We start from the raw sequence: 25,961 nt of genomic DNA on the forward strand, positions 1-25,961 counted from the left end.
TGACTATGCCTCAGTCCTGATCGGGCAGCAGGCGCGGTGCGCCCCGGCCCATGAACGCGGCGAGATTGCGATGAAGGTTGATGACCTTCTGTTCCTGATGCGGATTGGGCAGCGGGCCGCGAAAGCCGCTCGATTTCATGCCCTTGTGGACGAACGCCATGTTGGAGAAGTCCTGTTCGAGGACGAGGCCCCAATTCTCGGCGGTAGGCTCGGAATAGACCCACTCGGTCTCGGGTTCCTCGCCGTCCGGAAAGCGTTCGAGCGCATAGGCTTCGAATACGCATTTGTCGGGATCGTCGCCGTACGGGCGGACGCGATAGCAAAGCCCGAAGGTCACGCCGTGCAGGATGTTCTGATTGGGCCACAGCCCCCAGGCGAGTCCCGCCTCGGTCATCACTTCGGGCGGCACGTCGGGCCAGATCACGCCGCGCGCGGCGTCGTCGGCCTTGGCCGATTTCATCCAGTGCGCGATCACTTCGCCGACCGACGATCCCTCGGGCAATTCGTCGACCAGCCGGCTCGCAGCCTTCACCAGCGTGTCGGTCGAGGCCGAATAGTTGATCGTCTCGTAATTCTCGCGGATCAGTTCGTAGGTCGAGATGCGCGGATCGTCGCCCTTGCCTGCGCGCGTCGTGCCCGAAGCCTGCGACGCATCGTCGGACCGCGTGTCATATCCGCTGACCGAGTGCAGGCCGTACTGCTTCGAAAAGGCGTAGTAGCTGCCGTAGGCCAGCAACTGGGTGTGCGTGCCCGCGACGTGATAGGGCTCCAGAAACGCTTCGAGCGCGGTCTTCCAGTTGCATGGATAGATCGCCCATTGGCGCCATTTGTAGCGCATCTTCTCCAGCTCGAAATGATCGAGCAGTTCGCCGGCACGGCCCATCCATTCCTTCAGCGGAACGCAATCCGGGTCCATGTTGATGTAGATGAACCCGCCCCAGACATCGACCTTCACTTCGGAAAGGCAGGTCATCTCGGGCGTCAGTTTGTGGTGCCAGTCCTGCGGATCGAGGATGTAGATGTTGTTGCCGTCCTGATCGAACGACCAGCCGTGGAAACCGCAGACGAAGCTCTTGCGGTTGTTGCCGCGCACATCGTGGACGCGGCCCGGCAGCATCTCCGGCACGCTGACCAGCTGGCGGCCGCGATGCGGGCAGACATTGTGGAACGCCCGAAGCGTCCCGTCGTCCTTGCGCAACACGACGATCGATTCATCGGCGACGTCATAGGTCAACCAGTCGCCCGGGTTGGGCAGGTCGCTCTCGCGCTCGACCATCTGCCACACCTTGGGCCAGAGCAGCTTCTTCTCGTCCTGAAGATAGTCGCGCGAAAGGAACGCTTCGGTCGGATAGGTGACCAGCCGTTCGGCATCCATATCCTCGGGCGTGATCGTCATGACAGCGTGAGCCCCTTCATGTCGCCCTCGCTGCGCCACGTCTCCAGCAGCGCACTGAACGCCGCCCAGCCATGACCATAGCCGCGGAACAGCGCCCATTTGGGCTTCGCCTCGCCCTCATTGTTGAAATAGCTGGGCGGGCATTCGAGGTTGAAGGCCGAGAGATCGATCTCGATCTCCTCGAAATGGCGGACATAATCGGCCTGCGCTTCTGCGCTGGGTTCGACCGAGCTCGCGCCGCGCTTCAGCGTTTCGGCGATGATATGGGCGATATGCTCGCCCTGCCCACCGAACTGGTTAGTCACGGTCGCGTTCAGCCCGCCCTGAATATAGCCGATATAGAATTGGTTCGGGAAACCGTGGGTCATCGTGCCGTGGAGCGTCTTGGGTCCGTCGCGCCATGCGTCATAGATCGACACGCCGTCGCGGCCTTCCACCACGTCCATGCCCCAGCGCCGTTCGAGGTCGCTGGTCACTTCGAAACCGCTGGCGAAGATCACGCAATCGACCGGATATTCCTTGCCGTTGGCGATGAAGCCGGTCTCGGTCAGTTCCTGCAGCCCGCGCGTCGCCGACACGTCGATCAGCTCGACATTGGACCGGTTGAAGGTCGGGTAGAATTCGTCGCTGGAAAGCGGCCGCTTGCAGAGGAAGCGATAGTAAGGCTTGAGCGCTTCGGCGGTCGCCGGGTCCTCGACCAGCGATTCCACGCGGCGGCGCAGGCGGTCCATGACGCGGTAATCGACGCTTTCGCGCTTCGCCATGAATTCCTCGATCGACAGCGCGGGCCAGCCTTCGCCTTCCAGCTCGGCGGCCAGATTGCGCGCCACTTCGGTCCAGATGTCGCAGATCAGATCCGGATCGCCCGGCCCTAGCCCTTCCATCGCCGCCTTGTGGAAATTGGCTTGCCGCGCCGCTTGCCAGCCCGGCTCCAGCGAAGCTGCCCAGTCGGCGTCGGTCGGTGGATTGGGCCGTTCGTCCACGCTCGAGGGCGTGCGCTGCACGACGTAGAGGTGCTTCGCATACTTGCCGAGATGCGGCACCGCCTGAATCGCAGTCGCGCCGGTACCGACGATCGCCACGCGCTTGTCGGCCAGCCGGTCGAGCACCGGGCTGGCATGGCTGCCGCCGGTATAGCCATAGTCCCAGCGCGAGGTATGGAAGATCTTGCCCTTGAACGCGTCGATCCCCGCCACCGCCGGCAGCTTGGGCATGTTGAGCACGCCCGCGGCGATGATCACGAAGCGCGCGAGAATCTCGTCGCCGCGATTGGTGCCGACGCGCCAGCGGTTGATGCTGGCGTCCCAGCGCAGAGTGTTCGCCAGCGTGTGGAACAGCGCCTTGTCGGCAAAGCCGAACCGGTCGGCGATCGCCTTGGCGTAACCGTGAATCTCGCTACCGTCGGAGAACTTCTTCGAGGGCATGAAGCCCATCTCTTCGAGCAGCGGGAGGTAGCAATAGGCGTCGTTGTCGCACTGGATTCCGGGATAGCGGTTCCAGTACCAGACGCCGCCGAAATCGCCCGCGCTGTCGATATTGCGGAAATTCGTCACCCCCGATTTGGTCAGGTGATAGGCCGCCATGATCCCGCCCCAGCCCGCGCCGAGGATGACCACGTCGGTCTCCTCGCGGATCGGCTCGCGAGGCACCAGCGGTTGGTGCGGATCGGCGGCGAAATTCTCGACGATGCCGCCGGTGGGGCGGACATATTGGGTCTGGCCTTCGCCGCGCAGCCGCTTCTCGCGCTCCTCGCGATACTTTTCGCGCAGCGCCGGGATATCGATCTGATCGGGCGCAACGGTCCCTGTCGGCTGGCAGCCCATATCCACTCCTGAAACCCGTTTCTTGCCGGCGCTGATAATCAACACTGGTGTTTATTTACAAGGCGAGGTCATTTGCCCCTGAGCCGCCAAACTACACGGTTTTCCGCGGTTTCCGCGGGGTTGGGCGGCGATTTCGCCGGAGCGATATGTCGGCTCAGGCCGGGCGGACATAGGTCGGCTCGTCCTGGCCGGGCGCGCCCGGAAAGGCGCCGTAATCGGGCGTATCGACGAACGCGGCGGAAAGGTCGGCCGGGCCGCGATATTTGAAGCTCCAGTGCCGCCACGCATAGCGCCAGCGATCACCTTCCTCGACATAGCGGTCGTGATAGACGCCGATCGTCATCGCCGAACTGCCATCGAGCATCTTGGCGAACTCGATCATATGCACCCGCCCGCTCGCGCCAACTTCGGCCAGCTCGATCATCGCAGGCAATGTGACGAGCTGGATCTTCTCGCACCGCCCGAGCAGCTTCGGACAGGTCTCGGCGATCATCGCGCGAGACTTGAGGTGCATCCCCGCGATCTTCCATTCGCCATCGCTGGCGAAGCAATCGCCGAAGCTCTCCGCATCCTGCCGCCACACCGCGTCCATGAAGCGCCCGTGCAATTGCCGGATGCCGCAATCGGCGCTCACCAAATCCGTCATCGCTGTTCCCCTGATCCGATGCGGGGAGACTAGCGGCGGAACACCGCGACCGGGACGCCCGGCCGCGAATATCGCCGGGGCGACGCGCGCCTATCCGGCGAAGAAAGTCTCGCTGTGATCCCCCTTCGCAGCGCCGGTATAGTGGCCCGCGAGGAACGGTGTCCCGAGCACGCCCTGGGACCAGTCTACCGATACGCCATCGTTGCGCAGCCAGTCGTACAGCATCGTCCGCGCCGCGATCCGCCACTCGCCGCCGCGCCGCTCGAACCGGTCGAGATAGCGCCCGCCCAGCACCATGTCGCGATGCTCGCCGCCCATATCGATCCGGTGATAGGAGGTGACGCGCGTTTCGCCCCTCGCCGTATCCGCCTCGATCATAATCAGGCTCTGCGCCAGTTCATGGGTCGTCACCGGGATCGCGTCCGAACCCGGCACAACGAAGGCGAGATACTCGGTAAAGCCGCCGGCGAAGATACCCAGATCGACCTGCGCATCGGGCCAATAAGCACCGGAGATCAGCCCGGCATCGCGCCGGTCCTCCCCCCTCGCGACCCGCGCCACGCAATCGCGAATCGCCTCGCGCGCGATCAGTTCGTCGAGGGTCATGGCGTGTGCAACTCCCGGAGATTGGTCAGCGGACGGCGGTAGGAAAGGTCATCGGTACTGCGCGCAGGACCACCGTTCAGAGCGATCCCCGGCACGTCGGCAAAGGGGATTGGCATCGTCGGCGCCAGCCCGGACCATTCGATCACCGTCGTCCGATCCGCGATCCGCCACACGCCCTCGCGCCGTTCGAACCGGTCGATATAGCGCCCGCCCGCGATCCAGTTGCTCTCGTCGCGATTGCGCCCGACGAAGAGATAATAGGTCTCGCTATGCGCAGTGTCGCCGTCGACCTCGGCGCTATGGTTGAGCAGATTGTGGTGCGTCGCCACCTGCCCCGCCTCGTGCATCGGCACCGCCCAGTCGTAGCAATCCGCGGGACTGCCGACGAACGGCCCCGCCGCGATCACCGCATCGGCGTGAAAGGCGGACAGGAACAGGTCCCGGTCGAACCTGTCCATCGCCCGCGCGAACCGGGTCAGGCAATCGCTGATGTCCTGCCGATCAAGCAGCGCGTCGATCCGCGCGTCACGTTCCGTCATCCGCCGTTCCTCGCCATCGCGAAGCTCGCGCCAAGATGCTTCATGAACCCATGCGGCCCGCCCGCTTCGGTCGGCACCACCGGGAATACGAACGGCTCCGCCCCGCCCTCGATGTCCGCGATCCGCGCGCCGACATCGGCAATCGTCCACGCCCCCTGCCACGCGCCCTTGGTCTCGGCGAGATACGCCTTCGCGATCCGCCCGCCCAGCGCCACGAGCAGCTCGCCCGACAGAGTGCAGCTCTCATGCGACAGCCACCCCACCGCAGGCGCGACGAACTCCGGCCCCAGCGGCGGGAATTGCGAGGTGTCGACACCCTCCGACATCCGCGTCACCGCGCTCGGCACGATGCAGTTCGACTTCACCCCATGCGGCGCACCCTCGATCGCCGCGACATGCGACAGCCCGATCAGCCCCGCCTTCGCCGCCGAGTAATTCGCCACTTCGTAATTGCCGTAGAGCCCGCCGATCGAGGTGGTCATCACGATCCGGCCATAGCCCGCCTTGCACATCGCGGCGAAGGCCGGCTGGAGCACATTGAAGCCCCCGACCAGATGCACGTCGAGCACCGAGCGGAAGATCTCCTCGCTCATCTCCGCCAGCGGCGCGCGGCGGACATTGCCGGCATTGTGGATCAGGATATCGACCCGTCCATAGGTATCGAGCGCGCTCTCGACGATCGCCTTCCCACCCGCCGAGGTCGCGACCGTATCGCGGTTCGCAATCGCCTCGCCGCCCGCCGCCCTGATCGCCGCGACCACATCGCCCGCCGGATCCTCGGCAGTGCCGTCCCCGGCCATGCTGACGCCCAGATCGTTGACCACGACCTTTGCGCCCAGCCCGCCGAGCAGCTCGGCATAGGCCCGGCCGAGCCCGCGCCCGCCCCCGGTGATGACGGCCACCCGGCCATCGAATCTCAGATCAGACATGCAGCTTCCTCATATTCAAACCGGGGACCAGATCGGCGAACCGCGCTGTTCGCGCAGCGACGGGATCACCTTCCCGTCGACATCGGTGACGCCATATTCCTGCGCGAGTTCGGCGGTGATGAAGGTGCCGCCGCTGCGCGCCATCGCCTGGCGGTCGGCGGCCAGCGCGGCGATGACTCGGCCGGGAAATTCGGGTGAACAACCGACCAGCGGATTGGTCACCACGCTGGCCTTCATCGCCGGGTTGCGCGCGATGTTGCGCTCGGCGCGCTCGGTAAAGGTCAGCCCCTGCCATAGCGAGACCGAGGCCACGCCGTGCGGCTTCAGCTCGATCGCCATATCCCGCGCCATCCGGTCCACCGCCGACTTGGCCGTTCCGAACACGGTGCCATAGGTATAGGTCACGCCGACATAGCCCGAGATCGCGACGATCAGCCCCGATCCCTGCGGCACCATGATCCGCGCGGCGTGCCAGGCGGCGGTGAAGTTCGATCGCACCCCGACATCCACCATTTCCCAGTTCGACAGCGGCTTTTCCCAGAAGCCGCCCGGCTCGGTCAGGTCCTCGGGCAGCGAGAAGGCATTGTTGACGAGGATATCGAGCCGCCCCTGCTCTACGCGCACCCGGTCGAACAGCGCGGCAACCTGATCGTCGTCGCCATGATCGACCTGAACCGCGATTCCCCGGCCCCCGCGCGCATCGCACAAGGCCGCCGTCTCGCCGACGGTGCCGGGCAGCGGATGCTCGCCCGCGCTCACCGTTCGGCCGGTGACATAGACCGTCGCCCCTTCGCTCGCGAGCGCGAGGGCGATCCCCTTGCCGATACCGCGGCTGGCCCCGGTCACCACCGCGACCCGGCCCGAAAGCACGCCCATTCAGTCTCTCCTGTTCGCCGCCGATCCTATACGGACAAGCAGGGGCCAAGAAGTACGGCGCGAAGACATCGCCGGGGCGGCATCGGCGGATTCCGGTTCCCTTGCGCGCGCGGGGCGATAAGGGATTGGTCCGGGCAAATTCGGAAGAGGAATCGGCGATGCAGGTGGCGATCATCACGGGCGCGGGCAGCGGCATCGGCCTCGCCACGGCGAAGATGCTCCACGCCGCCGGCATGGCCATCGTCGGCATCGGCCGCGATCCCGCCAAGCTGGAAACGCTGGCGGCGGAGATCGCCGATCCGGACAAGCTCGCCACCTTGTCGGTCGACGTGACCGAGGACGATGCCCCGGCTCGGATCGTGCAACTCGCGCTCGAACGGTTCGGGCGGATCGACTTCCTGATCAACAATGCCGGCGCGGGCGCGCCCAAGCCGCTGCACGAGACCGACGACGCCATGCTCGACGGTTTCCTGAACCTGATGCTCCGCGCGCCCTTCCGCCTCACTCGCGAAGCGATCGTCCATATGGGCGAAGGCTCGGGCATCGTGAACGTGACCTCGACCTTCGCGGTGATCGGCGGGCGGCGCGGCGGCGCCTATTCGGCGGCCAAGGGCGGCCTCACCTCACTGACCGAGCATATCGCCTGCGATTACGGGCCGAAAGGCATCCGCGCCAATTGCGTCGCACCCGGCGTGACGATGACGGACATGGTCCGCGGCCGGATGACCGACGAAACCTTCCGCCGGATCAATATCGAGACCACCCCCTTCCCCCGCCTCGGCGAAGTCGAGGACATCGCCAGCACCATCGCCTTCCTGTGCAGCCCCGGCGCGGGCTTCATCAACGGCCAGACGATCGTGGTCGATGGCGGCTGGACCTCGACGAAATACCTGTCCCCGCGTGCCCTCACGTCGAAATGGGTCGAGGAGTGATCCGCTAGGGGCAGCAGGAATCCTCGCAAATCCGCCGCAGCGTCTCGATCACCGCCTCGCGCTGGTCCTTCGGCACGCGCCGCGAAATCCGCGCTTCGTGCCGCCCGAACGCCGCCGTCACTTTCGTGTGCAGCGCTCGTCCCGGCTCCGACAGCGACAGCGCGATCGCCCTGCCCTTGCCCGGCACGCGCTCGACGATCCCCATCATCGTTAGCTTGTTGATCAGCGGCACCAGATTGGCCGGCTGCGCGCGCAGCGTCCGCCCGATATCGCTTTGCGTCACGCCGCTGTTCGCGCCGATCAGCAGCAGCAGCGAAGCCTCGCCCGGATTGAGCTCCAGCGGCGCCAGTTCCTCCGCCAGCGCATTCATCACCGCAACCGAGGCACGACGAAGCTGGAAGCCGAGCATCGGCGCCAGCGGATCGGTGAGCGGGGATTTGAGCGGGACGGTAGCGTTCACCCCATCGGCTTAGCCCCCTTGCGCACGGTCCTCAAGCGCGTATGTTATGATACATAATATATCAAAAGGAGAGGATAGATGCGCAACCGGATCATGCCGTTTCATCGTCTTGCGATAGCGATCGCCGCGACGGGGCTCGCCGCTCCCGCAATGGCCCAGACCGCCCCCGGCCCGATCGCCGCGGACGGCACCGTCACCGTCCGCGAATTCGCGCTCCCGCCCTCCATCTATATCAGCGAAGAGGCCCGCAAGGCGCTGCCCCGCACGCCCACCGAACCAGACGCGATGATGCGCACCATCCCGCCCGAACGGATGGGCGCGGTGCGCAAGCAGGTGCCGCAGATCATGGCCGCCCGGCTCGATCCGCTGCGCGCCAGATACAAGGTCACGACCCGGGATGCCGAGATCGCCGGCATCCCCGCAGTCTATGCGACCCCCGCCGACATTCCGGCGGCGAACCGCAAGAAGATCCTGTTCAACCTGCCCGGCGGCGGCTTCGTAATGGGCGTGGCGGGCGGCACCGGCATGATGGAATCGATCCCGCTCGCTGGTCTCGCCAAGGTCGAGATCGTCAGCATCACCTATCGCCAGGGTCCGGAGCACGTGTATCCGGCCGCGACCGAGGATGTGGTAAAGGTCTATCGCGAACTGCTGAAGACCCATAAGCCCGAGGACATCGGCATGTTCGGCTGCTCGGCGGGCGGCCTGCTCACCGCCGAAGCCATCGCGGCCTTCATCAAGGAAAAGCTGCCCCTGCCCGCCGCGATCGGCATCTTCTGCGCGTCGGCGGATGCCCGCTGGGGTGGCGACAGCCGCGCCTTCGCCCGCCCGTTTCAGGCGCTGCCGTCGCAGGATCGCGGTCTCGGCTATTTCACCGGCGCGGACCTGAACGATCCTCTGGTCTCGCCGGTGCTCTCGCCCGAAACGCTCCGGCGCTTCCCGCCGACCCTGTTGATCACCGCAACGCGCGCGATGGAAATGAGCGCCGCGGTCAATACCCATCGGGAGCTGGTCAAGGCCGGCGTCACCGCGGACCTTCATATGTGGGACGGCCTCGGCCACGCCTTTTTCTACGACGCCTCGCTGCCGGAATCGCGCGAAGCATTCGACGTGATGACCCGCTTCTTCAGCAAGTATTTGAAGCTGAAACAATAAGGCTCAGGTCAATCCCGGCCCGGCATCGCGACCCGCCCAGGCGGCGAAGCGATCCGCGTCGGGATCGGCTTCGATTCGGTCTTCCAGATTGAAGATCATCACCGATCGTTCTCCGGCGCGATAGGCTGGCCACACCGGCCCCGGACTGCCGTCCCGGACGAAATCGGCATAATGCTCGACCATCCGCCGGCCCAGCGCCGCGCGCTTGCCGCGCATCGCGCCGCCCCGGGCGAACGCTGCGCGCAGACCCCGCATCGGCCAGGTCAGCGTCAGGTCCAGCCCATGCGTCGCGCCCGCGATCGGGTGCGAATAATCGAAACGGTAGAACCAGGTCGGACTGTGCCGCGAATGGCTCTCGGCGAAATTGCGCGTCGGCATCGCGAACGCGAGATCGCTCGCCAGCGCGCGGCGGCCGATCTTCGTGCGCGGATAGGCGGCGAGGATGCGCGCGGCATGTTCGGAGCCCAATTGCGTGGTCAGGATGCGCTCCAGATCATCCCACTTGGTCGGCAGGATGTCGCCCGGCATCAACTCGAACAGGCGGATTTCCTCGCTGGTCGAACCGGCCAGCAACGGGATCAGCGGCGTGGCCTGCGCCTGCGCCGCCGCCAGCGTATCGGGCAGCAGGTCGCCGTCGAACCACGGTGCGGCGGCGATGCCGTTGGGGTTCTCCGCATCCACCTGGCCCTGCGCGACGAACAGATCGCGCAGGCTCATCGTCCGCAACCGTTCCAGCCCGCCCTGATTGAGATCGAGCAGTTCGGCATAGCGCCGCGCAATCCGCTGACTCTTGTCGCGGCTGTGGATCAGGCTCAGCGCCCCGCTTTGCAGGATCGCACCGTGGAACAGCGGCCATGCCCGCTCGCACAGCAACAGCAGCGAGACCGACATCGACCCCGCCGATTGCCCGCCAATCGTCACCCGCTTCGGATCGCCGCCGAACGCCGCGATATTGTCGCGCACCCATTCCAGCGCCGCGATCTGATCGCGCAGGCCAAGGTTCGACGGGATGTCGGGGAGTCCCAGCGCTTCGCCGAAATTGACGAAGCCGAGCACGCCGATCCGGTAGTTGATCGTGACGACGATCACGTCGCCATCGTGCGCCATCTGCGACCCGTCATAGGGATTGCCGCTGCCCGCGACGAACGCGCCGCCGTGAATCCAGACATATACGGGCTTGGCCCCAACGTCCGCCCCGCCTTCGGGCACATAGACGTTGAGATCGAGGCAATCCTCACCGAACTCAGGAGCCTCGACGCGCGCGCGTTTCGGATTGCTGCCGAACATCTGCGGGCATTGCGCACCGTGCGAAACCGCATCGCGCACGCCGCTCCACGGCTCGGGCGGAACCGGCGCCGCGAACCGCGCCTGCCGCGCATAGGGAATGCCCAGCCAGCGCCGCACGCCGCCGCTGATCGTGCCGCGTACCTTGCCCGCATTCGTGGCGACCGTCAGAGCGTCCATCTGCCTCTCCCTCGCGCGGGATTGCAGCGTCACCCGACTGTTATTGCAAGCAACAAGCGCCGCTATTCGACAGCCATCGCCGGGGCGACGACAAGGCGGTCCAGTATCACCGCCATCCGCGCGATTTCGACCGGCGGATCCTGTTGCAGCCACCATGCGAGAATCTCGACCGTGGCGCTGACGGCAAAGACCACGCGAAGCTCGTCGGGCATCCACCCGCCGACCGCACCATGCCGTTCTGCGATGCGCTTCGCCTGTTCGGTGAATTCCTGCTTCAGCGTGGTCGCCGCCCCGCCTGTCAGCAGCGTCGACCAGAGCGCGCGATGCTCGGCGACATGCTCGAACAAGGTGACGCACGACTGGCGGTGATCCTCGGCGAACACGATCGGCACCGCGCGGGCGAGCAAGCTCGCGATCTCGTCCGCCGCCAGATCGTGGAGCAATGCTTCCTTGGACGGATAGTGGCGGAAGAAGGTGGCATAGCCGATCCCCGCCGCCTTGCTGATCTCGCGGATCGTGATCTGGTCGAACGGCCGCGTCTCGAGCAGCGACAACAGCGTGGCGAGCAGAGTCGCGCGGGTGCGCACCTGCCGGGCATCGGGTGTGGTTGACTGGGGGTCGTTCATGGACTTATGATACACAGTATATCATAAAAGGAGAGTCTCCGTGGCGACGATCATCGAGGAACAAGGTTCGGGCAGCAGCTTCGACGCGAACCGCGACGACCGCAAGACCGCCGCCATCGTCGCCGCGCGGGCAAAGCCCGATCAGGGGCGTCAGGTGAAGAGTTTCCGGCAGGCGCGCGAGGTGCTGCGCAGCCCGGTAATGAAGCAGGCCGGCGGCGGCGCGGAATATTTCGACATCAGCGATCCCGAGCGAGCGCCGGTGTTCTTCCTCGACGGCGCCGATCACAAGAAGAAGCGCGCGACCATCGCCCGCTTCTTCGCGCCACGCACCATCACCACCCGCTACAATCTGATCATGGACCGGGTGATCGCGGAGCAACTCGACGCCTTCCGCAGCGCGGGCACCGCCCGGCTGGATGCGATGAGCTTCGATCTCGCCGTGGCCGTCGCCGCCGACATCGTCGGGCTGACCGTCACCGATCGCAAGAAGATGGCAAAGCGGCTCAATTTGTCGCTTTCCAGCGCCTTCTTCCCGCGAAATCGCCCGATCGCGCGGCTGATCGTCCAGGCCAAGAAGCTCTATAATTCGATCGATTTCTTCTACAACGACGTGAAGCCCGCGATCAGGGCGCGCACTGCCGAGCCGCAGGACGATCTCCTCTCGCACCTCATCAAGGTCGGCTGTTCGGACAAGGCGATCCTGATGGAGTGCATGACCTACGCCGCCGCCGGCATGGTCACCACGCGCGAGTTCATCGTGATGGCAGCGTGGCACATGTTCGACAATCCGGCGCTCCGCGAACGGTTCATGGCCGGCGAGCAGGACGATCAGTTCGCGATCCTGCTGGAGATCCTCCGCCTCGAACCGATCGCCGCCTTCCTCTATCGCAGCGCCCCGCCCGAGGCCGAAGTACCCGAAACGATCGGCGCGTCGGAGAGTGGCGTCTATGCGCTGTGCCTGCGCGACGCGAACCTCGACGAGAGCGTGGTCGGCGGCTGCCCCCATGCGCTCGATCCCGATCGCGCGGCGAAGATGAAGGCCAACGGCTCGTTCCTCAGCTTCGGCGACGGCCCGCATCACTGCCCCGGCTGGCAGGTCGCGCTTCACGAAGCACGCGCGTTCCTCGATGCGCTGTTCAAGGTCCCCGGCATCCGGCTTGATCGCGCCCCCGATATCGGCTGGTCGGATATGCTGCAAAGCTATGAGCTGCGGAATGCGGTGGTAAGCTGCGACCGCGAGTAGGGTCCCCTGCCCGCGCGGCGATGCCGGGGAGAGGTGCGTGGACACGATCGGGAATCCGGCACTTCGGCAGCGCCTGCCACAATCCGCCGGGGACATCGTCCGGCGCACGGCCGCGGTCCTTGGCGATGGCCCACGCATCCTGCCGCTGGAATTGAACGAACTCTCGGCGGAACTACTGACGATCCTCGACCGCATGGCCCAGGTAAACGCGGCGCTGGATTCGCGCGACAAGGAAGCGTTGACCCAGCTTATCGACAGCGACGGGGCCGATGACGTTGCAGCGGAAGTGCGCGCCTTGCCGGAAATCGTCCGCACGATGCTGCGTCATGGCGCGCTGTTCGCGACACAGGCCGATATCGGCATCCAGCTGCTCGGCCGCGGCACGCTGAACCCGCGCGACCGCGAAATCGCGGTGCTCCGGATCGGCTGGCTGTGCCAGGCGCCTTATGAATGGGGCGAGCATGTCATCGTCGCGAAGAAAGTCGGGCTTACCAGCGAAGATATCGAAAGGATCACCATCGGCTCGGGCGCGGATGGCTGGACACCGCTAGAACGCGCCATCCTTCGCGCAACGGAAGAGCTCTACGAACAGGCGATGATCTCCGACGAAACCTGGGCGGTGCTGGCAACCAGTCTCACCGAGGTCCAGCTGATCGAACTGCCCATTTTGGTCGGGCAGTATCAGGCGGTCGCCTATTATCAGAATTCGCTGCGGCTGAGGCTCCACGACGGCAATGCCGGGCTGAGCGCGCGGTGACGCGGGTTTCGCCGGGGCGATGGTGCAGGACCGCTTGCTTGACTTGAGCAGCAACCCCGCTGAACACCCGTTCAGCAAACGAGCGATCGACGGAGAGGAATGCGATGACAAGGTCTTTGAACGGCCGGGTGGCTGTCGTCACGGGTGCGGGCTCGGGCATCGGCCGCGCCATCGCGATCCGCCTGGCGGAGGATACGGCGAAGATCGCAATCTGGGACATCAATGCCGAAGGTGCCGCCGAAACCGCGAAGCTGATCGAAGCCGCCGGGGGCACCGCGATCGCGCTCACCGCCGATTGTTCGGACAAGGCCGCGATCCACGCCGCAGCCGAAGAGACCCGCGCGAAGCTCGGCCCGATCGCCATCCTCGTCAACAATGCCGGCATCGCGCCGTTCACGCCCTTCATGGATATCGAGGACGACCTGTTCGACAAGGTCATCCACATCAACCTGAAAGGGCCGTATCTGCTCACCAAGGAAGTGCTGCCCGATATGCTGGCTGCCGGCTGGGGCCGGGTGATCAACATCACGTCCTCCTCGGTTCAGACCGGCTCGCCCGCGCAGGGCCATTATGTCTCGTCCAAGGGTGGCCTGATGGGCATGACCAAGGCGCTGGCGCTGGAATTCGCCGCGTCGGGCGTGACGTTCAACATGGTGCCCCCCGGCTTCATCGACACGCCGATGCTGCGCGCCGCGCCGATCGACGTCGAAGCCTTTGCCCAGACGCTGCCGATGAAGCGCGTCGGCAAGCCCGAGGATATCGCCGCCGCCTGCGCCTATCTCGCGTCGGAGGAAGCCAGCTACATCACCGGCCAAACGATCAGCACCAATGGCGGCCGCTATATGGGATCGCACTGATCCCATGCGCCTCGCGGGCAAGATCGCCATCGTCACCGGTGCGGCCGGCGGCATGGGCGAAGCCTCTGCCGTGCTGTTCGCCCGCGAAGGCGCAAAGGTCGCCGCCGTCGATCTCGACGAAGCCCGCGTAGCGCCGGTGGTCGAGGCGATCCGTTCGGCGGGCGGCACGGCAATCGCGATCGGCGCGGACATCAGCCGCACCGCCGATGTCGAACGCATCGCGGCGCGCACCGTCGCCGAACTCGGCCTGCCCAACGTGCTGTTCAACAATGCCGGGGTGGATACCGAGGCGAAGCAGTCGATCCTCGACATCTCCGAGGAAGCGTTCGACCGGGTGATCGACGTGAACCTCAAGGGCGTGTGGCTGATGATCAAGCACATCGCCCCGCACATGATCGCGGCAGGCGGCGGATCGATCGTCAACACCGCATCGATCGGCGCCTACACCGTGTGCAGCACGGCGGGCTATTGCGCCTCCAAGGCCGGCGTCGTGATGCTGAGCAAGGTCGCCGCGGTCGAACTGGGCAGGCACGGCATTCGCGTCAACGCGCTGTGCCCCGGCGCGACCGAGACGCCGATGGCACGGCACCAGCGCGAGGAAATGCAGCGTCAGGGGATGCCCACGTCGAACGAGATCATCGACCGGATGGGCGTGCTCGGCCGCATGGCCCAGCCCGAGGAGATGGCGCGGATGGCGCTGTTCCTCGCCAGCGACGACTCCAGCTTCGCGACCGGCGCCGCGTTCAACAACGATGCCGGATGGTCGGCGATGAGCGGGATCTCGGTACAGGCCTTCGCCCGCTGATGGATTTGGCTTTACGCAGCGAGATCCCGGCGAGCATAACCCGGCCCATGTCGGACAAACGCCGCGTCGGCGCGGAAAGCTCTGAAACGCGCGCGCGGATCGTAGCAGCCACCGAGCAGGTCATTCGCGAGGAAGGCTATGCCGCCGCCAGCTCGCGCCGCGTGGCGCAGGTGGCCGGGCTGAAACCATCGCTGGTGCATTATTACTTCCCCACCACCGACGACATGCTGCTCGCCGTATTCAAGCGCGGCTCCGAACAAAGCGATGCGATGATCGAGCAAGCGCTGGCCAGCGACGATCCGATCCGCGGCCTGTGGCGCTTCTTCGCCGACACCAGCCGCACCGCGCTGACGATGGAGTTCATGGCCCTCGCCCTCCACCGCGAAGGCATCCGCGCCGAGATTGCCCGGCACAGCGATGCGATGCGCGAGCGGCAGGCGGACCTGTTCCGCCGCCTGCTCGGCGAACGGCTGGCCGAAATCGGCGAGCCGGAAGGGCTCAGCGTGATCCTGGCCGGGATCGGCCGCGCGCTGGTGATGGAGGCCGGACTGGGCATCCATGCCGGCCATGCCGAGACCCGGGCGATCGTCGAGGCCTGGCTCGACCGCCTGCTCGGACCCGCGGCACAGAAAAATGAGAGTGCTTGACTTTTTTTCGCACCTGCTGAACACCTGTTCAAAATAGAGCATGTTCCAGGAGGGATTCGTCATGGCCACCGCGATTTCGACAACCGACGCCCCGCTCGTCAGCGAGGATATCAAGCCGACGATCGGCACGCGCATCCTCAACACCAAGGAAGAGCTGCTGTCCGGCCATCTCGGCCCCGAGCTGCGCGAGCTGCTCGAAAAGCGCGGCGTGCTGGTGTTCAAGGAAATCAACTTCACCGACGACGAGCAGATCGCCTTCACCAAGACGATGGGCACCTTCGCGCCGGAGATGCGTGACGGCCGCGACGAGAAGGTCCACAAGATCACGCTCGACGTGAAGGAAAATCCGCAGAGCGCCGAATATCTCAAGGGCTCGCTCTACTGGCACATCGACGGCACGATGAACGACACGCCGATCCTTGCATCGTTGCTGTCGTGCAAGGTGACAGCCAGCTGGGGCGGCAATACCGGCTTCTGCAACACCTATGCCGCCTACGAAGCGCTCTCCGACGAGGAGAAGGCCGAATATGAAACGATGCGCGTCATCCACTCGGTCTGGGCGTCGCTGCTTTACTATGAGCCGGAGCCGCCGCTGGCGAAGCTCAAGGGCTTCCAGTCGATCGGTGAGAACGAACTGCCTTTGGTGTGGAACCACAAGTCGGGCCGCAAGTCGCTCGTGCTCGGCTGCACCGCGCATCGCGTGCTGAATGTCGAAGCGATGAAGAGCGCGCAGGTGCTGATCGGGCTGCGCGAATGGTGCACCCGCGACGAATTCAGCTACAGCCATGAATGGTCGGTCGGCGATCTGGTCATCTGGGACAATACCGGCACGATGCACCGCGCCGAAGCCTATGATCCCGCGTGCAACCGCATGATGCACCGGACCAAGCTGGAAGGCGAAGAGCCGTTCGAATAAACGCTGGCGCAAGTCTACGAAAAGGCCCGGCCCGCATCGCGGCGCCGGGCTTTTTGTTGCCCTTGCGCGGGTTTCTTCCTAAGCCGAGGGCATCGCGATCAGGGCCATTCCGGCCGCTCGCCGGGCGAGGCCATGCCGAACGTTTCGACGGGCGATCGCCCTTCCCAATCGCCGCAATCGGTCACCCGGGTGATCCGCATTCTCGAAGCGCTGTGCGACAGCCCCTCGCCGCTGAGCCTCGCCGATCTCAGCCGCATTCTCGAATCGCCCAAGAGCAGCGTCGCGGCGCTGTTGCGCGGCCTCGCCGATGCCGGCTTCGTCACCGCGACCGACGCAAGCTGGCGCCTCGGCCCCGGCGCCTATGGTCTCGGCAGCGCGCTCGCGGCGGCGCGGCGGCGGCTGCAATCGTCGGACCTGATCCGCGAAGGCATGGCGCGGCTGGTCGAGCGATCGGGCGAGACCGTGTTGTTCGCGGTGGCCGATGGCGATGGCGAAACGCTGACCTATGTCGATGTCGTCGAAAGCCGCAACAGCGTGCGTTTCTCGGTATCGGTCGGCGACCGGCGGCCGCTCTATTGCACCTCGGGCGGCCGCGTGCTTCTCGCGGCGCAGCCCGAAGCGGCGGTAGCGGACTATCTCAAGCGGCTGAAACCGACCCGCCTGACGGGGCAAACCGAGATCGACAAAAAGGACCTCGCGGCGATCGTCGCCACGGCGCGCGACACCGGCTTCGCGCAGACGGTGGATCAGGCCGCCGACGGCGTAACCGGCACAGCTGCCGTGATCCGCGATGCTTCGGACGAGGCAATCGGCGCACTGATCGTCGCAGCGCCCAGCGGGCGGCTGGAAGACCGGCTCGACGAACTGGCGGCTATGGTACGCGAGGAAGCGGCGACCATCTCGCGCAGCCTGGGCTACCGGATCCAAATCTGACCCGGTCCGCGTGATCCGCCGGAATTTTATGAATCGTTTAAAAACAAATGCTTCACGCGGCATTGGTTGACACGGTTGACACCTATATTGCGAAAAGCCGGCTTCCTTCAAAAGCGCGAGGATTCCGGCAGTATCAAAGAGCGGCGGGCAACCCCGATCCACGCCTGCCAAGCAGGCGAAATCCTACATTGCAAGCGGGCGCGCCAATCGACAGCCGGAAACGTCCGGATATAGGTGCGAGCTAGCGCTGATCGATCAGCGGCTCCGGCGCGCCGCTGCCCATATAGCGGGCAAGGTTATAGTGCAGGCTGGCGACCGATCGCTCCATATACGGATTGGGCTGGGTGCCGCGAAAGCCGACATTCTTCATGCCCTGCTGCACCGCCGCCATGTTCGCGAAATCCTGTTGCAGCACCGGCGGCCAGTCGCCCGGCGCGGTATAGTCCCACTCGGTCGCCGGCGCCTCGCCATCGGGATAGAGTTCGTACACCGCCGCTTCGAAGATGCACTTGTCCGGGTCCGCGCCATAGGGCCGCGCGGCGTAGCAGAGCATGTTGTTGACGGCCTGCCCGATCTGGAAATTGGGGAAGATCTGCCACGCCGTTCCGGCCAGCGCGGTATGCGCCGGATCGACCGTCGGCCACACCACGCCGCGCGCTTCATCGGCAGCGCGGGCGGACTGGATCCAGTGCCGCGAGACGTCCACCGCCGGGGTGCCCTCGGGCAGTTCGTCCTTCAGCCGGATCGCGGCATCGACCAGCGTCCGCGTCGTGTTGGTATTGGCATTTTCCCAGGTGAAGACCTGCATCTCCGCCGTGGTGATGCGCGGATCGGCGCCGGTGCCGACGCGCAGCTTGCCGGCATCCTCGGCCATGTTCTTCGGCGCTTCGTAACCGATATTGGTGTGCAGCCCGTGGTTGCGCGACCAGCCGCGAAACTGGCCGAATTCCATGAACTCGGGATGGGTCGAGGCAACGTGATAGGTTTCGGAAAAGGCCTCCATCGCGACCTTCCAGTTGCACTCGAACACGATCCATTTGCGCCAGCGCGGCCGCATGTTCTGAAGCTGATAGGGATCGAGCAACCCGGCTGCGGGATCGAGCCATTCGCTGAGCGGCCCGGCCTCGGGATCGAGATTGATCCACAGCCACCCGCCCCATGTATCGACCTGCACAGTGCCGAGGCTGGTGCGATGTTCGTCGAGGCAGCCCTGCCAGTCGTCCTTATGCTCGAGGAAGGTGTTGCGACCCTCCAGATCGAAGGTCCAGCCGTGGAAGCCGCAGACGAAGTTCATCCGCTTGCCCCGCGCATTGCGCGCGCCGGCCGGGGTGTCGATCAGCTTGCGGCCGCGATGCGGGCAGACATTGTGATAGGCCCGGATCGCATCCGGCCCGGTGCGGGTGACGATCACCGAGTCATCGAGGATGTCGTAGGTGATGTAATCGCCGGTCTGGGGAATATCCTCGATCCGGCCCGCCTGCAGCCAGACCTTGCGCCACAGCCGGTCGCGCTCGGCCTCGGCATAGGCGCGCGAGATGTAAGCCTCGGCCGGCACCGTCACCGGACGGGTCAGCATTTCCGCGCCTTCCGCGATCTGGCTCAACTCGTTCATGGCACCCTCTCGATCCTTCGGGCGCCCGCGCGCTTACCGCCCCTTCCACTCGGGGCGGCGCTTCTCCGCGAAGGCCCGTGGCCCCTCCTGCGCATCGCCGCTCCGGTAACAGGTTTCGGAAGCGTGGCGGGCGGCCTGAAGCGCAGCGGAGCGGCCCATTTCGGTCGCGAGCATCACCGTGTCGCGGCCAGCCTGCACCGATAGCGGTGCACCGTCCAGAATTTCGGACGCCAATTCAATCGCCGCGGCGATGACATCGCCCGGCTCCGCCAGACGGTTCACCAGACCGATCTCATAGGCGCGCTGCGCGGTGATCGGTTTGCCGGTCAGGATGATCTCCATCATGATCCGCTGCGGGATCATATGGATCAGCGGCGCGGCCCAGGGCGAGCTCCGCCCGACCTTCACTTCGGTGATCGCGAAGCGCGCGTCGGTGCTGGCGACGCACAGATCGCATGCCTGAGCGATCATCCACCCGCCGGCAAAGGCGACGCCGTTGACCGCGGCGATGGTCGGCTTGCTCAACTCGATCGTGTCGCCGGGCAGCGGGAAGAAATCGCGCGGCGGCACCTGCATTCCGGTGTCGACCATCTCCTTGAGATCACCGCCCGCGCAGAACGCCTTCTCCCCTGCCCCGGTCAGGATCGCGACGCGCAGCGCGGGGTCGCGCTCGAACCGGTCCCATGCCGCGAACAGGCCCTGCCGGACTTCGCGGCTCAGCGCATTGCGCGTGTCGGGACGGTTGATCGTGACGATCGCGATCCCATCGGGCCGCGCATCGAACAGGACGGCGTCGCTCATCAAAATCCCCTCTGGCGAATGTCGTGGGCCGCGCGGTCCAGTTCCTCGCGGAAATCGGGATGCGCGATCGCGATCAGGCGGCGGGTGCGTTCGGCCAGCGTCTGACCCTTCAGCTCCGCCGCGCCATATTCGGTGACGATCACGTCCACATCGCTGCGCGCGGTGGTCACCGGGCCGGAGAGCGCGGGAACGATCTTGCTGATCGTGCCGCCCTTGGCGGTCGCGGCCAGCGCGATGATCGAGCAACCGCCCGGCGAGCGCGCGCCCGCCCGGACGAAATCGACTTGCCCGCCGGTACCGCCCAGATAGGCCGCGCCGGTCTGCTCGGCATTGACCTGCCCCGTCAGATCGACCTCGATCGCCGAGTTGATCGTGACCAGTCGTTCGAGCTGCGCGAGGACGGCAGCGTCATGGGTATAGCTTGTGTTGCACATGCGGATCGCCGGGTTGCGGTCGGCCCAGCGATACAGGCGGCTGGTGCCGATCAGCGCACCGTTGATCGATACGCCGCGATCGATCGCCTTGCGCGCATTGGTGACCACGCCCGCCTCGACCAGATCGACCAGCCCGTCGCCGAGCATCCCCGAATGCACGCCCAGATCCTTGCGGTCGTGGAGCAGCCGGAGGATCGCATCGGGCACCGCGCCGACGCCGGTCTGGATCACCGATCCGTCGCCGATCCAGGCCGCCGCATGGCGCGCGATTCCTTCGTCGGTTTCGCTGATCGCCGCCGCCGCGACTTCCACCGGTGCGCGCGAAACCTGCACGGCATGAGTGATGCGCGAGGCGTGGATCGTCTCGCCCGGCGTGAACGGTACCTGCTCATTGACCTCGGCGATCACCACGCGGGCCTTCGCCACCATCGCCTGCACATGGTCGCCGATCAGGCCGAAGCTGTGATTGCCCTCGGCATCCGCCGGGCTGACCTGCACCATCGCCACGTCACAGCCGATCAGACCGGCGTCGATCATCGGCCCGATCTGGCTGACATGGGCGGGGATGATGCCCAGCCTGCCCGCCTTGCTCATCGACCGCAGCGCGCCGATCGCGCCCATGCTGGACAGCGCGAAACTGTCCGCGCTCGCCGGCGTGAACAGGCCGGAAAAGCTGGTGGCGATGAACGCCGACAGGTCGCCGATCCCTGCGCCCTGTTCGATCAGCGCCTCGACCAGCGTCGTCGGCTCGCCGCACGCCTGACCGAAGACGATGCGGTCGCCGCGCTGCACATAGTGGGCGAGGTCGATCACCGGCCGGCCAGCGCCAGCAGCGCCTGCGCGCGGGCAAGATACGGGCGATCGAGCATTCCGCCCTTGTACCCGATCGCACCCACGCCGGGATTGGCGGCGAAGATATCGACGATCTCCTGCGCTTCGGCCAGTTCGTCCTCGCCCGGCGTGAAGGCGGCATTGATGACATCGACCTGCGCCGGGTGGATCGCCAGCATCCCGCGATAGCCGTCGCGGCGGACCTTTTCGGCCCGCGCCTTCAGCGTCTCGAGATCGCGGAAATCGCCCTGGATCGTCTCGATCGGCAACACGCCCGCGGTCGCCGCGCCCAGCAGGCACAGACTACGCGCCAGTTCATAGGTGAAGCCGTAGCTGCCGTCGGGATTGCGGTTGTTGCTCGCCCCGATCGAGTCCGCCAGATCCTCCGCGCCCCAGGTCAGCGCGACCACGCGGGGCGCGCCGGCATAGTCGCCGGTGGTGAACATCGCGGCGGCCGTTTCGGTGACCAGCACGATCACCTTGGTCGATCCGACCGCGATATCGTTCGCGGCCTCGAAGGCGGAGAGATAGTGATCCAGCCGCTCGACATCGGGCCGGCCATAGACTTTGGGCAGCATGATGCCCCCGGGCCTGCCGGGCATCACCGCCGCGAGATCGGCCAGCGTGTGCGGCCCGTCCATCGGATTGACGCGCACCCAGATGCGCTCCAGCCCCGAAGTCTGCGACTGGAGGAACTCGCGCACCATCGACCGCGCCTTCGGCTTCTCGGACTCGGTCACCGCGTCCTCGAGGTCGATCAGCACCACATCGGCCGAACCCTCGACCGCCTTGCCCATCTTCTTCTCGCTGTCGCCCGGCGCGAACAGCCAGGACCGCATTCTCAGCGAAGCGCCATCGCTCACGTCGTCACTCCTTCAATACGACTTCGGCAGTTCCAGCACCTTTTCGGCGAGGAAGTTCAGGATCATGTGCGGGCTGACCGGCGCGGTGCGCGGAATCAGCACTTCGCGCAGCAGCCGCTCGACATGATATTCCTGCGCATAACCCATACCGCCCAGCGTTAGCATCGCAGTGTGGCACGCCTCGAACGCGAATTCGGCGGCGAGATACTTGCCGGCATTGGCCTCGACCCCGCACTCCTCGCCCTTGTCGAACAAAGTCGCGGCTTTCATCACCATCAAATTCGCGGCTTCGAGCTGCGCCCAGCATTTCGCCAGCGGATGCTGGATGCCCTGATTCATCCCGATCGGCCGGTCGAACACGATGCGCTCGCGGGCATAGCGCGCCGCGCGCTGGATCGCCGCGCGGCCGATCCCGATTGCCTCGGCGCCCAGCAGGATGCGCTCGGGGTTCAGCCCCTTGAGGATGATCCTGAACCCCTGCCCTTCGGCGCCGATCCGGTCCTCCTCGGGGATAAACAGGTCGTTGATGAACAGCATGTTCGATCCCACCGCGTGACGGCCCATCTTGGGGATCAGCTGATGCTCGATCTTGCTGCGGTCCAGCGAGGTGAAGAACAGCGACAGGCCGTCGGTCTTGCGCGTCACCTCCTCGATCGGCGTGGTGCGCGCGAGGAGCATCATCTTGTCCGCGACATGCGCGTTGGTGATCCAGATCTTCTCGCCATTGACCAGATAGCCGCCGTCGCGCTTCTCGGCGCGGGTCTTGAGCTTGGTGGTGTCGAGCCCCGCATTGGGTTCGGTCACCGCGAAACACATCTTCTGCTCGCCCGACAGCACCGGCGGGATCATCCGCGCCTTCTGCTCGTCGGTACCGAACAGTTCGATCGGCTCGAGGCTGAACACCGGCCCGTGGATCGTCGAAGCGCCGGTCATGCCCGCGCCCGACTCCGCCACCGCCTGCATCATGATCGCGGCTTCGGTGATCCCCAGCCCCGATCCGCCGACAGACTCCGGCATCGCCACGCCCAGCCACCCGGCGTCCGCCATCGACTTGTAGAAATCGAGGCAGGGTTCGCCCGAGCGATCATGCTCCAGCCAATATTCGTCGGGGAATTGCGAGCAATGGCGCAGCACCGCCTCGCGGATATGCTGCTGATCCTCGGTAAGTGCGAAATCCACGATTGATGCCCCGGCTGCGGTCCAACGACGCATCGGCGGTAGCAGCCACTTGGCCCCCACACAACGGGATTTGTACCGATATACGTTCAATGAACGAAAATACGGATAGCATCGCGCAGCGAGCCGGGCTAGGCCACGCTCCGGAAATGTGGAGAATTGCGATGGGCGGCGTGGGTCAGGGACCGTTGGCGGGCGTGCGGGTGATCGATCTCACCAGCATGGTGATGGGCCCCTATTCGACGCAGATCATGGCCGACATGGGCGCCGACGTGATCAAGATCGAGCCGCCCGCTGGCGACGCCACGCGCTATATCTCGGTCGCGCCCGCCCCGGGGCTCGCCGGCGTGTTCGTCAACGTGAATCGCGGCAAGCGCAGCGTGGTGCTCGACCTGCAAAGCGACGCGGGCAAGGCGACGCTGCGCGAACTCATCGCCGGGGCGGATATCTTCATCCATGCCATGCGGGCCAAGGCGATCGCGAAGCTCGGCTTCGACTATGCCTCGGTCGCGGCGATCAAGCCCGACATCGTCTATACCAATTGCTACGGCTACGGGCATCGCGGGCCGTATCGCGACCAGCCAGCCTATGACGACACGATCCAGGCCGAATGCGGCCTGCCCGCCGTGCAGCAGATGCTGACCGGCGAAGCGAATTTCGTCGGCGCGATCGTCGCCGACAAGGTCGCGGGGCTCACCGCCGTCTATGCCACGATGATGGCGCTGTTCCACCGCGAGCGCACCGGCGAGGGACAGGAAGTCGAAGTCGCGATGTTCGAGACGATGGCGTCGTTCATGCTGGTCGAGCACGCCAATGGCGCGCTGTTCGATCCGCCCTTGAGCGCCGCCCACTATCCCCGCGCGGTCTCGTCCAATCGCAAGCCATACCGGACGAAGGACGGGCATGTCGCCGCGCTGATCTACAACGACAAGCATTGGGCGCTGTTCGTCGATGCGGTGAAGCCCGCATGGGCCACGCCCGACTATGCGAAGCTCGAAGCGCGGGCGAAGCAGATCAACCATATCTACGGCCTGCTCGCCGAAACCTTCCTCGAGCGGACCACCGCCGAATGGCTCGAACTGCTCGGCCGGCTCGGCATCCCCGCCGCGCCGCTGCGGACGCCCGACGAGCTGTTCGAGAACCCGCATCTCAACGAAGCCGGTTTCTTCGAGACGGTGGAGTCGCCGCACGGCAAGGTTCGCTTCCCCGGCATCCCGACCTGGTTCTCGCGCACGCCGGGCAAGATCACGGGCAGTGCACCGGCGCTGGGCGCGGATACCGACGCGGTGCTGGCAGAAATCACCAAAAACTGAGCGCCGCTCGTTTGCTTTGTACGGACAAAGCGGCATAACAGCCGCAAACCGGAGGGGATGATCGAATGGCGACCAGCAAGGCCGTGACCGAATGGCGGCTCCATTACATGCTGCCGATCGCGGCGGCGCTGGGCTACGCCACCAGCGTCATCCATATCTATGGCCTCGGCCCCTATATCGGCCCGATCAGCGAGGAATTCGGCTGGTCGCGCACGCAGACGACGATCGGCATCACCCTCGCCACCATCATCCAGGCGCTCTTCAGCATCCCGATCGGCCTCGCCGTCGATCGGATGGGGTCGCGCTATTTCGGGCTGTTCGGCGTGCTGCTGACCGCCGGCGGCTTCGCGATGATCGGCACCGCCACCGGCGAAGCGGCGAACTGGTATATGCTGTGGGCCTTCGTCGCGCTGGCGACGATGCCGGTGCAGGCGACGATCTGGACCAGCGCCGTGGCGTCGCGCTTCGAAGCATCGCGCGGGCTGGCGTTCGCGGTCACCCTGTGCGGTGCGTCGGTCGCGGCGGCATTGTTCCCCTGGCTCGGCACCAAACTGATCTCGGTCTATGGCTGGCGGAGCGCGATGGCGGCGCAGGCGGCGATCTGGGCAGCGATCGCCTTTCCGGTGATCTTCCTCTTCTTCCGCGGCGCGCACGACAAGAAGCGCGGCTCGGGCCCCGCCGAAGCGCGCGGCGAGCAATATTCGACCGGCACCAGCTTCTTCGAAGGGCTGCGCTCGTCCATCTATCTCCGTCTGCTGCTGGCCAGCCTGTTGTTCACCTTCACGATGGTCGCGCTGCTGGTGCATTTCGTGCCGATCCTGACCGGCAACGGCTTCGACAAGTTCGCCGCGGCGGGACTCGCCTCGCTGATCGGCATCTTCTCGATCGTCGGGCGGCTGACCACCGGGATCATGCTCGACCGGTTCCGCGGATCGCTGGTCGGCGCGGTCGCCTTCCTGCTGCCGGTCGGCGCGTGCGTGCTGCTGCTGGCGGCGGGTCAGGACGCTTCGGCGGCGACGGTTGCCGCGTGCCTGATCGGCCTCACCCTCGGCGCGGAGGTGGACGTGATCGTCTATCTCACCACCCGCCATTTCGGGCTGAAGAGCTTCGGCGCGCTCTATGGCGGGCTGCTCGCGGCACTGTCGATCGGAACCGCGCTCGGGCCGATGGGCGCATCGATGATCTTCGATCGCTTCGGCAATTACGAGCTGTTCCTGTGGATCACCATCGCCTTCATGGTCGCGAGCAGCCTTGCCGTGGCCACGCTGCCCAGGCCGGCGTTCGACGCACATCGTTAGGGCGATGAATGGGCCGCCGCGCC

The 25,961-nt window shown here is 65.7% G+C and carries 26 protein-coding genes; 11 read left to right on the forward strand and 15 right to left on the reverse strand.

Annotation, left to right across the window (positions count from 1 at the left end; all coding sequences use genetic code 11):
• Positions 1–10: 10 nt before the first annotated feature.
• From HHL13_RS08190 to HHL13_RS08220, 7 genes are all read right to left on the reverse strand, one after another.
• Entirely contained in the window at positions 11–1,396 is a 1,386-nt protein-coding gene (locus HHL13_RS08190; RefSeq protein ID WP_169555203.1) for an aromatic ring-hydroxylating dioxygenase subunit alpha, read from the reverse strand.
• On the reverse strand, positions 1,393–3,219 hold the full coding sequence (locus HHL13_RS08195; protein WP_169555204.1) for an NAD(P)/FAD-dependent oxidoreductase: 1,827 nt from the start codon (positions 3,217–3,219) through the stop codon (positions 1,393–1,395). Before HHL13_RS08195 ends, HHL13_RS08190 begins: the two co-directional genes overlap by 4 nt.
• Before the next feature lie 154 nt (positions 3,220–3,373).
• Positions 3,374–3,865: a nuclear transport factor 2 family protein gene (locus tag HHL13_RS08200; RefSeq protein WP_169555205.1), complete on the reverse strand. Its 492-nt coding sequence runs from the start codon at positions 3,863–3,865 to the stop codon at positions 3,374–3,376.
• Between the two features lie 90 nt (positions 3,866–3,955).
• Positions 3,956–4,471, reverse strand: coding sequence for a nuclear transport factor 2 family protein (locus HHL13_RS08205; protein ID WP_169555206.1), 516 nt, complete (start codon positions 4,469–4,471; stop codon positions 3,956–3,958).
• Complete coding sequence (locus tag HHL13_RS08210) at positions 4,468–5,010, reverse strand: nuclear transport factor 2 family protein (protein ID WP_169555207.1); 543 nt, start codon at positions 5,008–5,010, stop codon at positions 4,468–4,470. Before HHL13_RS08210 ends, HHL13_RS08205 begins: the two co-directional genes overlap by 4 nt.
• Positions 5,007–5,939 (reverse strand): SDR family NAD(P)-dependent oxidoreductase, encoded by a 933-nt coding sequence (locus HHL13_RS08215; RefSeq protein ID WP_169555208.1) that lies wholly within the window; start codon positions 5,937–5,939, stop codon positions 5,007–5,009. The genes HHL13_RS08210 and HHL13_RS08215 overlap by 4 nt, the downstream gene beginning before the upstream one ends.
• Before the next feature lie 15 nt (positions 5,940–5,954).
• The gene (locus tag HHL13_RS08220; RefSeq protein WP_169555209.1) at positions 5,955–6,815 is read right to left on the reverse strand and encodes an SDR family NAD(P)-dependent oxidoreductase; all 861 of its coding nucleotides are present in this window, start codon (positions 6,813–6,815) and stop codon (positions 5,955–5,957) included.
• Positions 6,816–6,973: 158 nt separating this feature from the next.
• On the opposite strand from HHL13_RS08220, the gene HHL13_RS08225 reads away from it, so the two are divergent.
• Entirely contained in the window at positions 6,974–7,747 is a 774-nt protein-coding gene (locus HHL13_RS08225; protein ID WP_169555210.1) for an SDR family oxidoreductase, read from the forward strand.
• A gap of 4 nt (positions 7,748–7,751) precedes the next feature.
• Here the strand turns inward: HHL13_RS08225 and HHL13_RS08230 are convergent, their stop codons facing one another.
• The gene (locus HHL13_RS08230; RefSeq protein WP_346775515.1) at positions 7,752–8,207 is read right to left on the reverse strand and encodes a MarR family transcriptional regulator; all 456 of its coding nucleotides are present in this window, start codon (positions 8,205–8,207) and stop codon (positions 7,752–7,754) included.
• 78 nt (positions 8,208–8,285) lie between these two features.
• Between HHL13_RS08230 and HHL13_RS08235 the strand changes: the two genes are divergently transcribed.
• On the forward strand, positions 8,286–9,362 hold the full coding sequence (locus HHL13_RS08235) for an alpha/beta hydrolase fold domain-containing protein (RefSeq protein ID WP_169555211.1): 1,077 nt from the start codon (positions 8,286–8,288) through the stop codon (positions 9,360–9,362).
• Positions 9,363–9,365: 3 nt separating this feature from the next.
• Here HHL13_RS08235 and HHL13_RS08240 read toward each other — a convergent pair whose 3' ends face one another.
• Both HHL13_RS08240 and HHL13_RS08245 read right to left on the reverse strand, forming a co-directional pair.
• A complete protein-coding gene (locus HHL13_RS08240) occupies positions 9,366–10,826 on the reverse strand; it encodes a carboxylesterase family protein (RefSeq protein ID WP_169555212.1) in 1,461 nt (486 codons plus the stop codon).
• A gap of 62 nt (positions 10,827–10,888) precedes the next feature.
• Positions 10,889–11,452, reverse strand: a complete 564-nt coding sequence (locus HHL13_RS08245) for a TetR/AcrR family transcriptional regulator (RefSeq protein ID WP_169555213.1) — start codon at positions 11,450–11,452, stop codon at positions 10,889–10,891.
• A gap of 40 nt (positions 11,453–11,492) precedes the next feature.
• On the opposite strand from HHL13_RS08245, the gene HHL13_RS08250 reads away from it, so the two are divergent.
• The 7 genes from HHL13_RS08250 (at position 11,493) to HHL13_RS08280 (ending at position 17,610) form a co-directional block, all read left to right on the forward strand.
• Positions 11,493–12,695 (forward strand): cytochrome P450, encoded by a 1,203-nt coding sequence (locus HHL13_RS08250; protein WP_206376870.1) that lies wholly within the window; start codon positions 11,493–11,495, stop codon positions 12,693–12,695.
• A gap of 37 nt (positions 12,696–12,732) precedes the next feature.
• Entirely contained in the window at positions 12,733–13,452 is a 720-nt protein-coding gene (locus HHL13_RS08255) for a carboxymuconolactone decarboxylase family protein (protein WP_346775516.1), read from the forward strand.
• Between the two features lie 104 nt (positions 13,453–13,556).
• Positions 13,557–14,309, forward strand: coding sequence for an SDR family NAD(P)-dependent oxidoreductase (locus tag HHL13_RS08260; RefSeq protein WP_169555214.1), 753 nt, complete (start codon positions 13,557–13,559; stop codon positions 14,307–14,309).
• Between the two features lie 4 nt (positions 14,310–14,313).
• Positions 14,314–15,114, forward strand: coding sequence for a glucose 1-dehydrogenase (locus HHL13_RS08265; RefSeq protein ID WP_169555215.1), 801 nt, complete (start codon positions 14,314–14,316; stop codon positions 15,112–15,114).
• A gap of 47 nt (positions 15,115–15,161) precedes the next feature.
• On the forward strand, positions 15,162–15,761 hold the full coding sequence (locus HHL13_RS08270) for a TetR/AcrR family transcriptional regulator (protein WP_169555216.1): 600 nt from the start codon (positions 15,162–15,164) through the stop codon (positions 15,759–15,761).
• A gap of 61 nt (positions 15,762–15,822) precedes the next feature.
• Positions 15,823–16,677: a TauD/TfdA family dioxygenase gene (locus HHL13_RS08275; protein WP_206376871.1), complete on the forward strand. Its 855-nt coding sequence runs from the start codon at positions 15,823–15,825 to the stop codon at positions 16,675–16,677.
• Positions 16,678–16,809: 132 nt separating this feature from the next.
• A complete protein-coding gene (locus tag HHL13_RS08280) occupies positions 16,810–17,610 on the forward strand; it encodes an IclR family transcriptional regulator (RefSeq protein ID WP_169555218.1) in 801 nt (266 codons plus the stop codon).
• 241 nt (positions 17,611–17,851) lie between these two features.
• Here HHL13_RS08280 and HHL13_RS08285 read toward each other — a convergent pair whose 3' ends face one another.
• Genes HHL13_RS08285 through HHL13_RS08305 form a run of 5 tightly spaced genes read right to left on the reverse strand, consistent with a single transcriptional unit; the run spans position 17,852 to position 23,330 of the window.
• Entirely contained in the window at positions 17,852–19,222 is a 1,371-nt protein-coding gene (locus HHL13_RS08285) for an aromatic ring-hydroxylating dioxygenase subunit alpha (protein ID WP_169555219.1), read from the reverse strand.
• A gap of 33 nt (positions 19,223–19,255) precedes the next feature.
• Complete coding sequence (locus HHL13_RS08290; protein ID WP_169555220.1) at positions 19,256–20,023, reverse strand: enoyl-CoA hydratase-related protein; 768 nt, start codon at positions 20,021–20,023, stop codon at positions 19,256–19,258.
• Positions 20,023–21,270 (reverse strand): acetyl-CoA hydrolase/transferase family protein, encoded by a 1,248-nt coding sequence (locus tag HHL13_RS22835; protein WP_169555221.1) that lies wholly within the window; start codon positions 21,268–21,270, stop codon positions 20,023–20,025. Before HHL13_RS22835 ends, HHL13_RS08290 begins: the two co-directional genes overlap by 1 nt.
• Entirely contained in the window at positions 21,267–22,127 is an 861-nt protein-coding gene (locus HHL13_RS08300; protein WP_169556842.1) for a CoA ester lyase, read from the reverse strand. Before HHL13_RS08300 ends, HHL13_RS22835 begins: the two co-directional genes overlap by 4 nt.
• 36 nt (positions 22,128–22,163) lie before the next feature.
• Positions 22,164–23,330, reverse strand: a complete 1,167-nt coding sequence (locus HHL13_RS08305) for an acyl-CoA dehydrogenase family protein (RefSeq protein WP_169555222.1) — start codon at positions 23,328–23,330, stop codon at positions 22,164–22,166.
• Between the two features lie 146 nt (positions 23,331–23,476).
• Between HHL13_RS08305 and HHL13_RS08310 the strand changes: the two genes are divergently transcribed.
• Together HHL13_RS08310 and HHL13_RS08315 are read left to right on the forward strand one after the other, a co-directional pair.
• Positions 23,477–24,640, forward strand: coding sequence for a CoA transferase (locus tag HHL13_RS08310; protein ID WP_240953656.1), 1,164 nt, complete (start codon positions 23,477–23,479; stop codon positions 24,638–24,640).
• 65 nt (positions 24,641–24,705) lie between these two features.
• Positions 24,706–25,938, forward strand: coding sequence for an MFS transporter (locus HHL13_RS08315; protein WP_169555223.1), 1,233 nt, complete (start codon positions 24,706–24,708; stop codon positions 25,936–25,938).
• Positions 25,939–25,961: the final 23 nt, after the last annotated feature.

This window comes from Sphingomonas sp. G-3-2-10, assembly GCF_012927115.1.
GTDB lineage: Bacteria > Pseudomonadota > Alphaproteobacteria > Sphingomonadales > Sphingomonadaceae > Sphingomonas.

Bases quoted from the DNA above. Each gene is read 5' to 3' on its own strand.
- HHL13_RS08280 (WP_169555218.1), top strand. From the start codon at position 16,810: ATGCCGAACGTTTCGACGGGCGATCGCCCTTCCCAATCGCCGCAATCG.
- HHL13_RS08245 (WP_169555213.1), bottom strand. From the start codon at position 11,452: ATGAACGACCCCCAGTCAACCACACCCGATGCCCGGCAGGTGCGCACC.
- HHL13_RS08200 (WP_169555205.1), bottom strand. From the start codon at position 3,865: ATGACGGATTTGGTGAGCGCCGATTGCGGCATCCGGCAATTGCACGGG.
- HHL13_RS08290 (WP_169555220.1), bottom strand. From the start codon at position 20,023: ATGAGCGACGCCGTCCTGTTCGATGCGCGGCCCGATGGGATCGCGATC.
- HHL13_RS08205 (WP_169555206.1), bottom strand. From the start codon at position 4,471: ATGACCCTCGACGAACTGATCGCGCGCGAGGCGATTCGCGATTGCGTG.
- HHL13_RS08215 (WP_169555208.1), bottom strand. From the start codon at position 5,939: ATGTCTGATCTGAGATTCGATGGCCGGGTGGCCGTCATCACCGGGGGC.
- HHL13_RS08270 (WP_169555216.1), top strand. From the start codon at position 15,162: ATGTCGGACAAACGCCGCGTCGGCGCGGAAAGCTCTGAAACGCGCGCG.
- HHL13_RS08190 (WP_169555203.1), bottom strand. From the start codon at position 1,396: ATGACGATCACGCCCGAGGATATGGATGCCGAACGGCTGGTCACCTAT.
- HHL13_RS08285 (WP_169555219.1), bottom strand. From the start codon at position 19,222: ATGAACGAGTTGAGCCAGATCGCGGAAGGCGCGGAAATGCTGACCCGT.
- HHL13_RS08195 (WP_169555204.1), bottom strand. From the start codon at position 3,219: ATGGGCTGCCAGCCGACAGGGACCGTTGCGCCCGATCAGATCGATATC.
- HHL13_RS08315 (WP_169555223.1), top strand. From the start codon at position 24,706: ATGGCGACCAGCAAGGCCGTGACCGAATGGCGGCTCCATTACATGCTG.
- HHL13_RS08260 (WP_169555214.1), top strand. From the start codon at position 13,557: ATGACAAGGTCTTTGAACGGCCGGGTGGCTGTCGTCACGGGTGCGGGC.
- HHL13_RS08210 (WP_169555207.1), bottom strand. From the start codon at position 5,010: ATGACGGAACGTGACGCGCGGATCGACGCGCTGCTTGATCGGCAGGAC.
- HHL13_RS08240 (WP_169555212.1), bottom strand. From the start codon at position 10,826: ATGGACGCTCTGACGGTCGCCACGAATGCGGGCAAGGTACGCGGCACG.
- HHL13_RS08310 (WP_240953656.1), top strand. From the start codon at position 23,477: ATGTGGAGAATTGCGATGGGCGGCGTGGGTCAGGGACCGTTGGCGGGC.
- HHL13_RS08220 (WP_169555209.1), bottom strand. From the start codon at position 6,815: ATGGGCGTGCTTTCGGGCCGGGTCGCGGTGGTGACCGGGGCCAGCCGC.
- HHL13_RS08225 (WP_169555210.1), top strand. From the start codon at position 6,974: ATGCAGGTGGCGATCATCACGGGCGCGGGCAGCGGCATCGGCCTCGCC.
- HHL13_RS08300 (WP_169556842.1), bottom strand. From the start codon at position 22,127: ATGCGGTCCTGGCTGTTCGCGCCGGGCGACAGCGAGAAGAAGATGGGC.
- HHL13_RS08265 (WP_169555215.1), top strand. From the start codon at position 14,314: ATGCGCCTCGCGGGCAAGATCGCCATCGTCACCGGTGCGGCCGGCGGC.
- HHL13_RS08235 (WP_169555211.1), top strand. From the start codon at position 8,286: ATGCGCAACCGGATCATGCCGTTTCATCGTCTTGCGATAGCGATCGCC.
- HHL13_RS08275 (WP_206376871.1), top strand. From the start codon at position 15,823: ATGGCCACCGCGATTTCGACAACCGACGCCCCGCTCGTCAGCGAGGAT.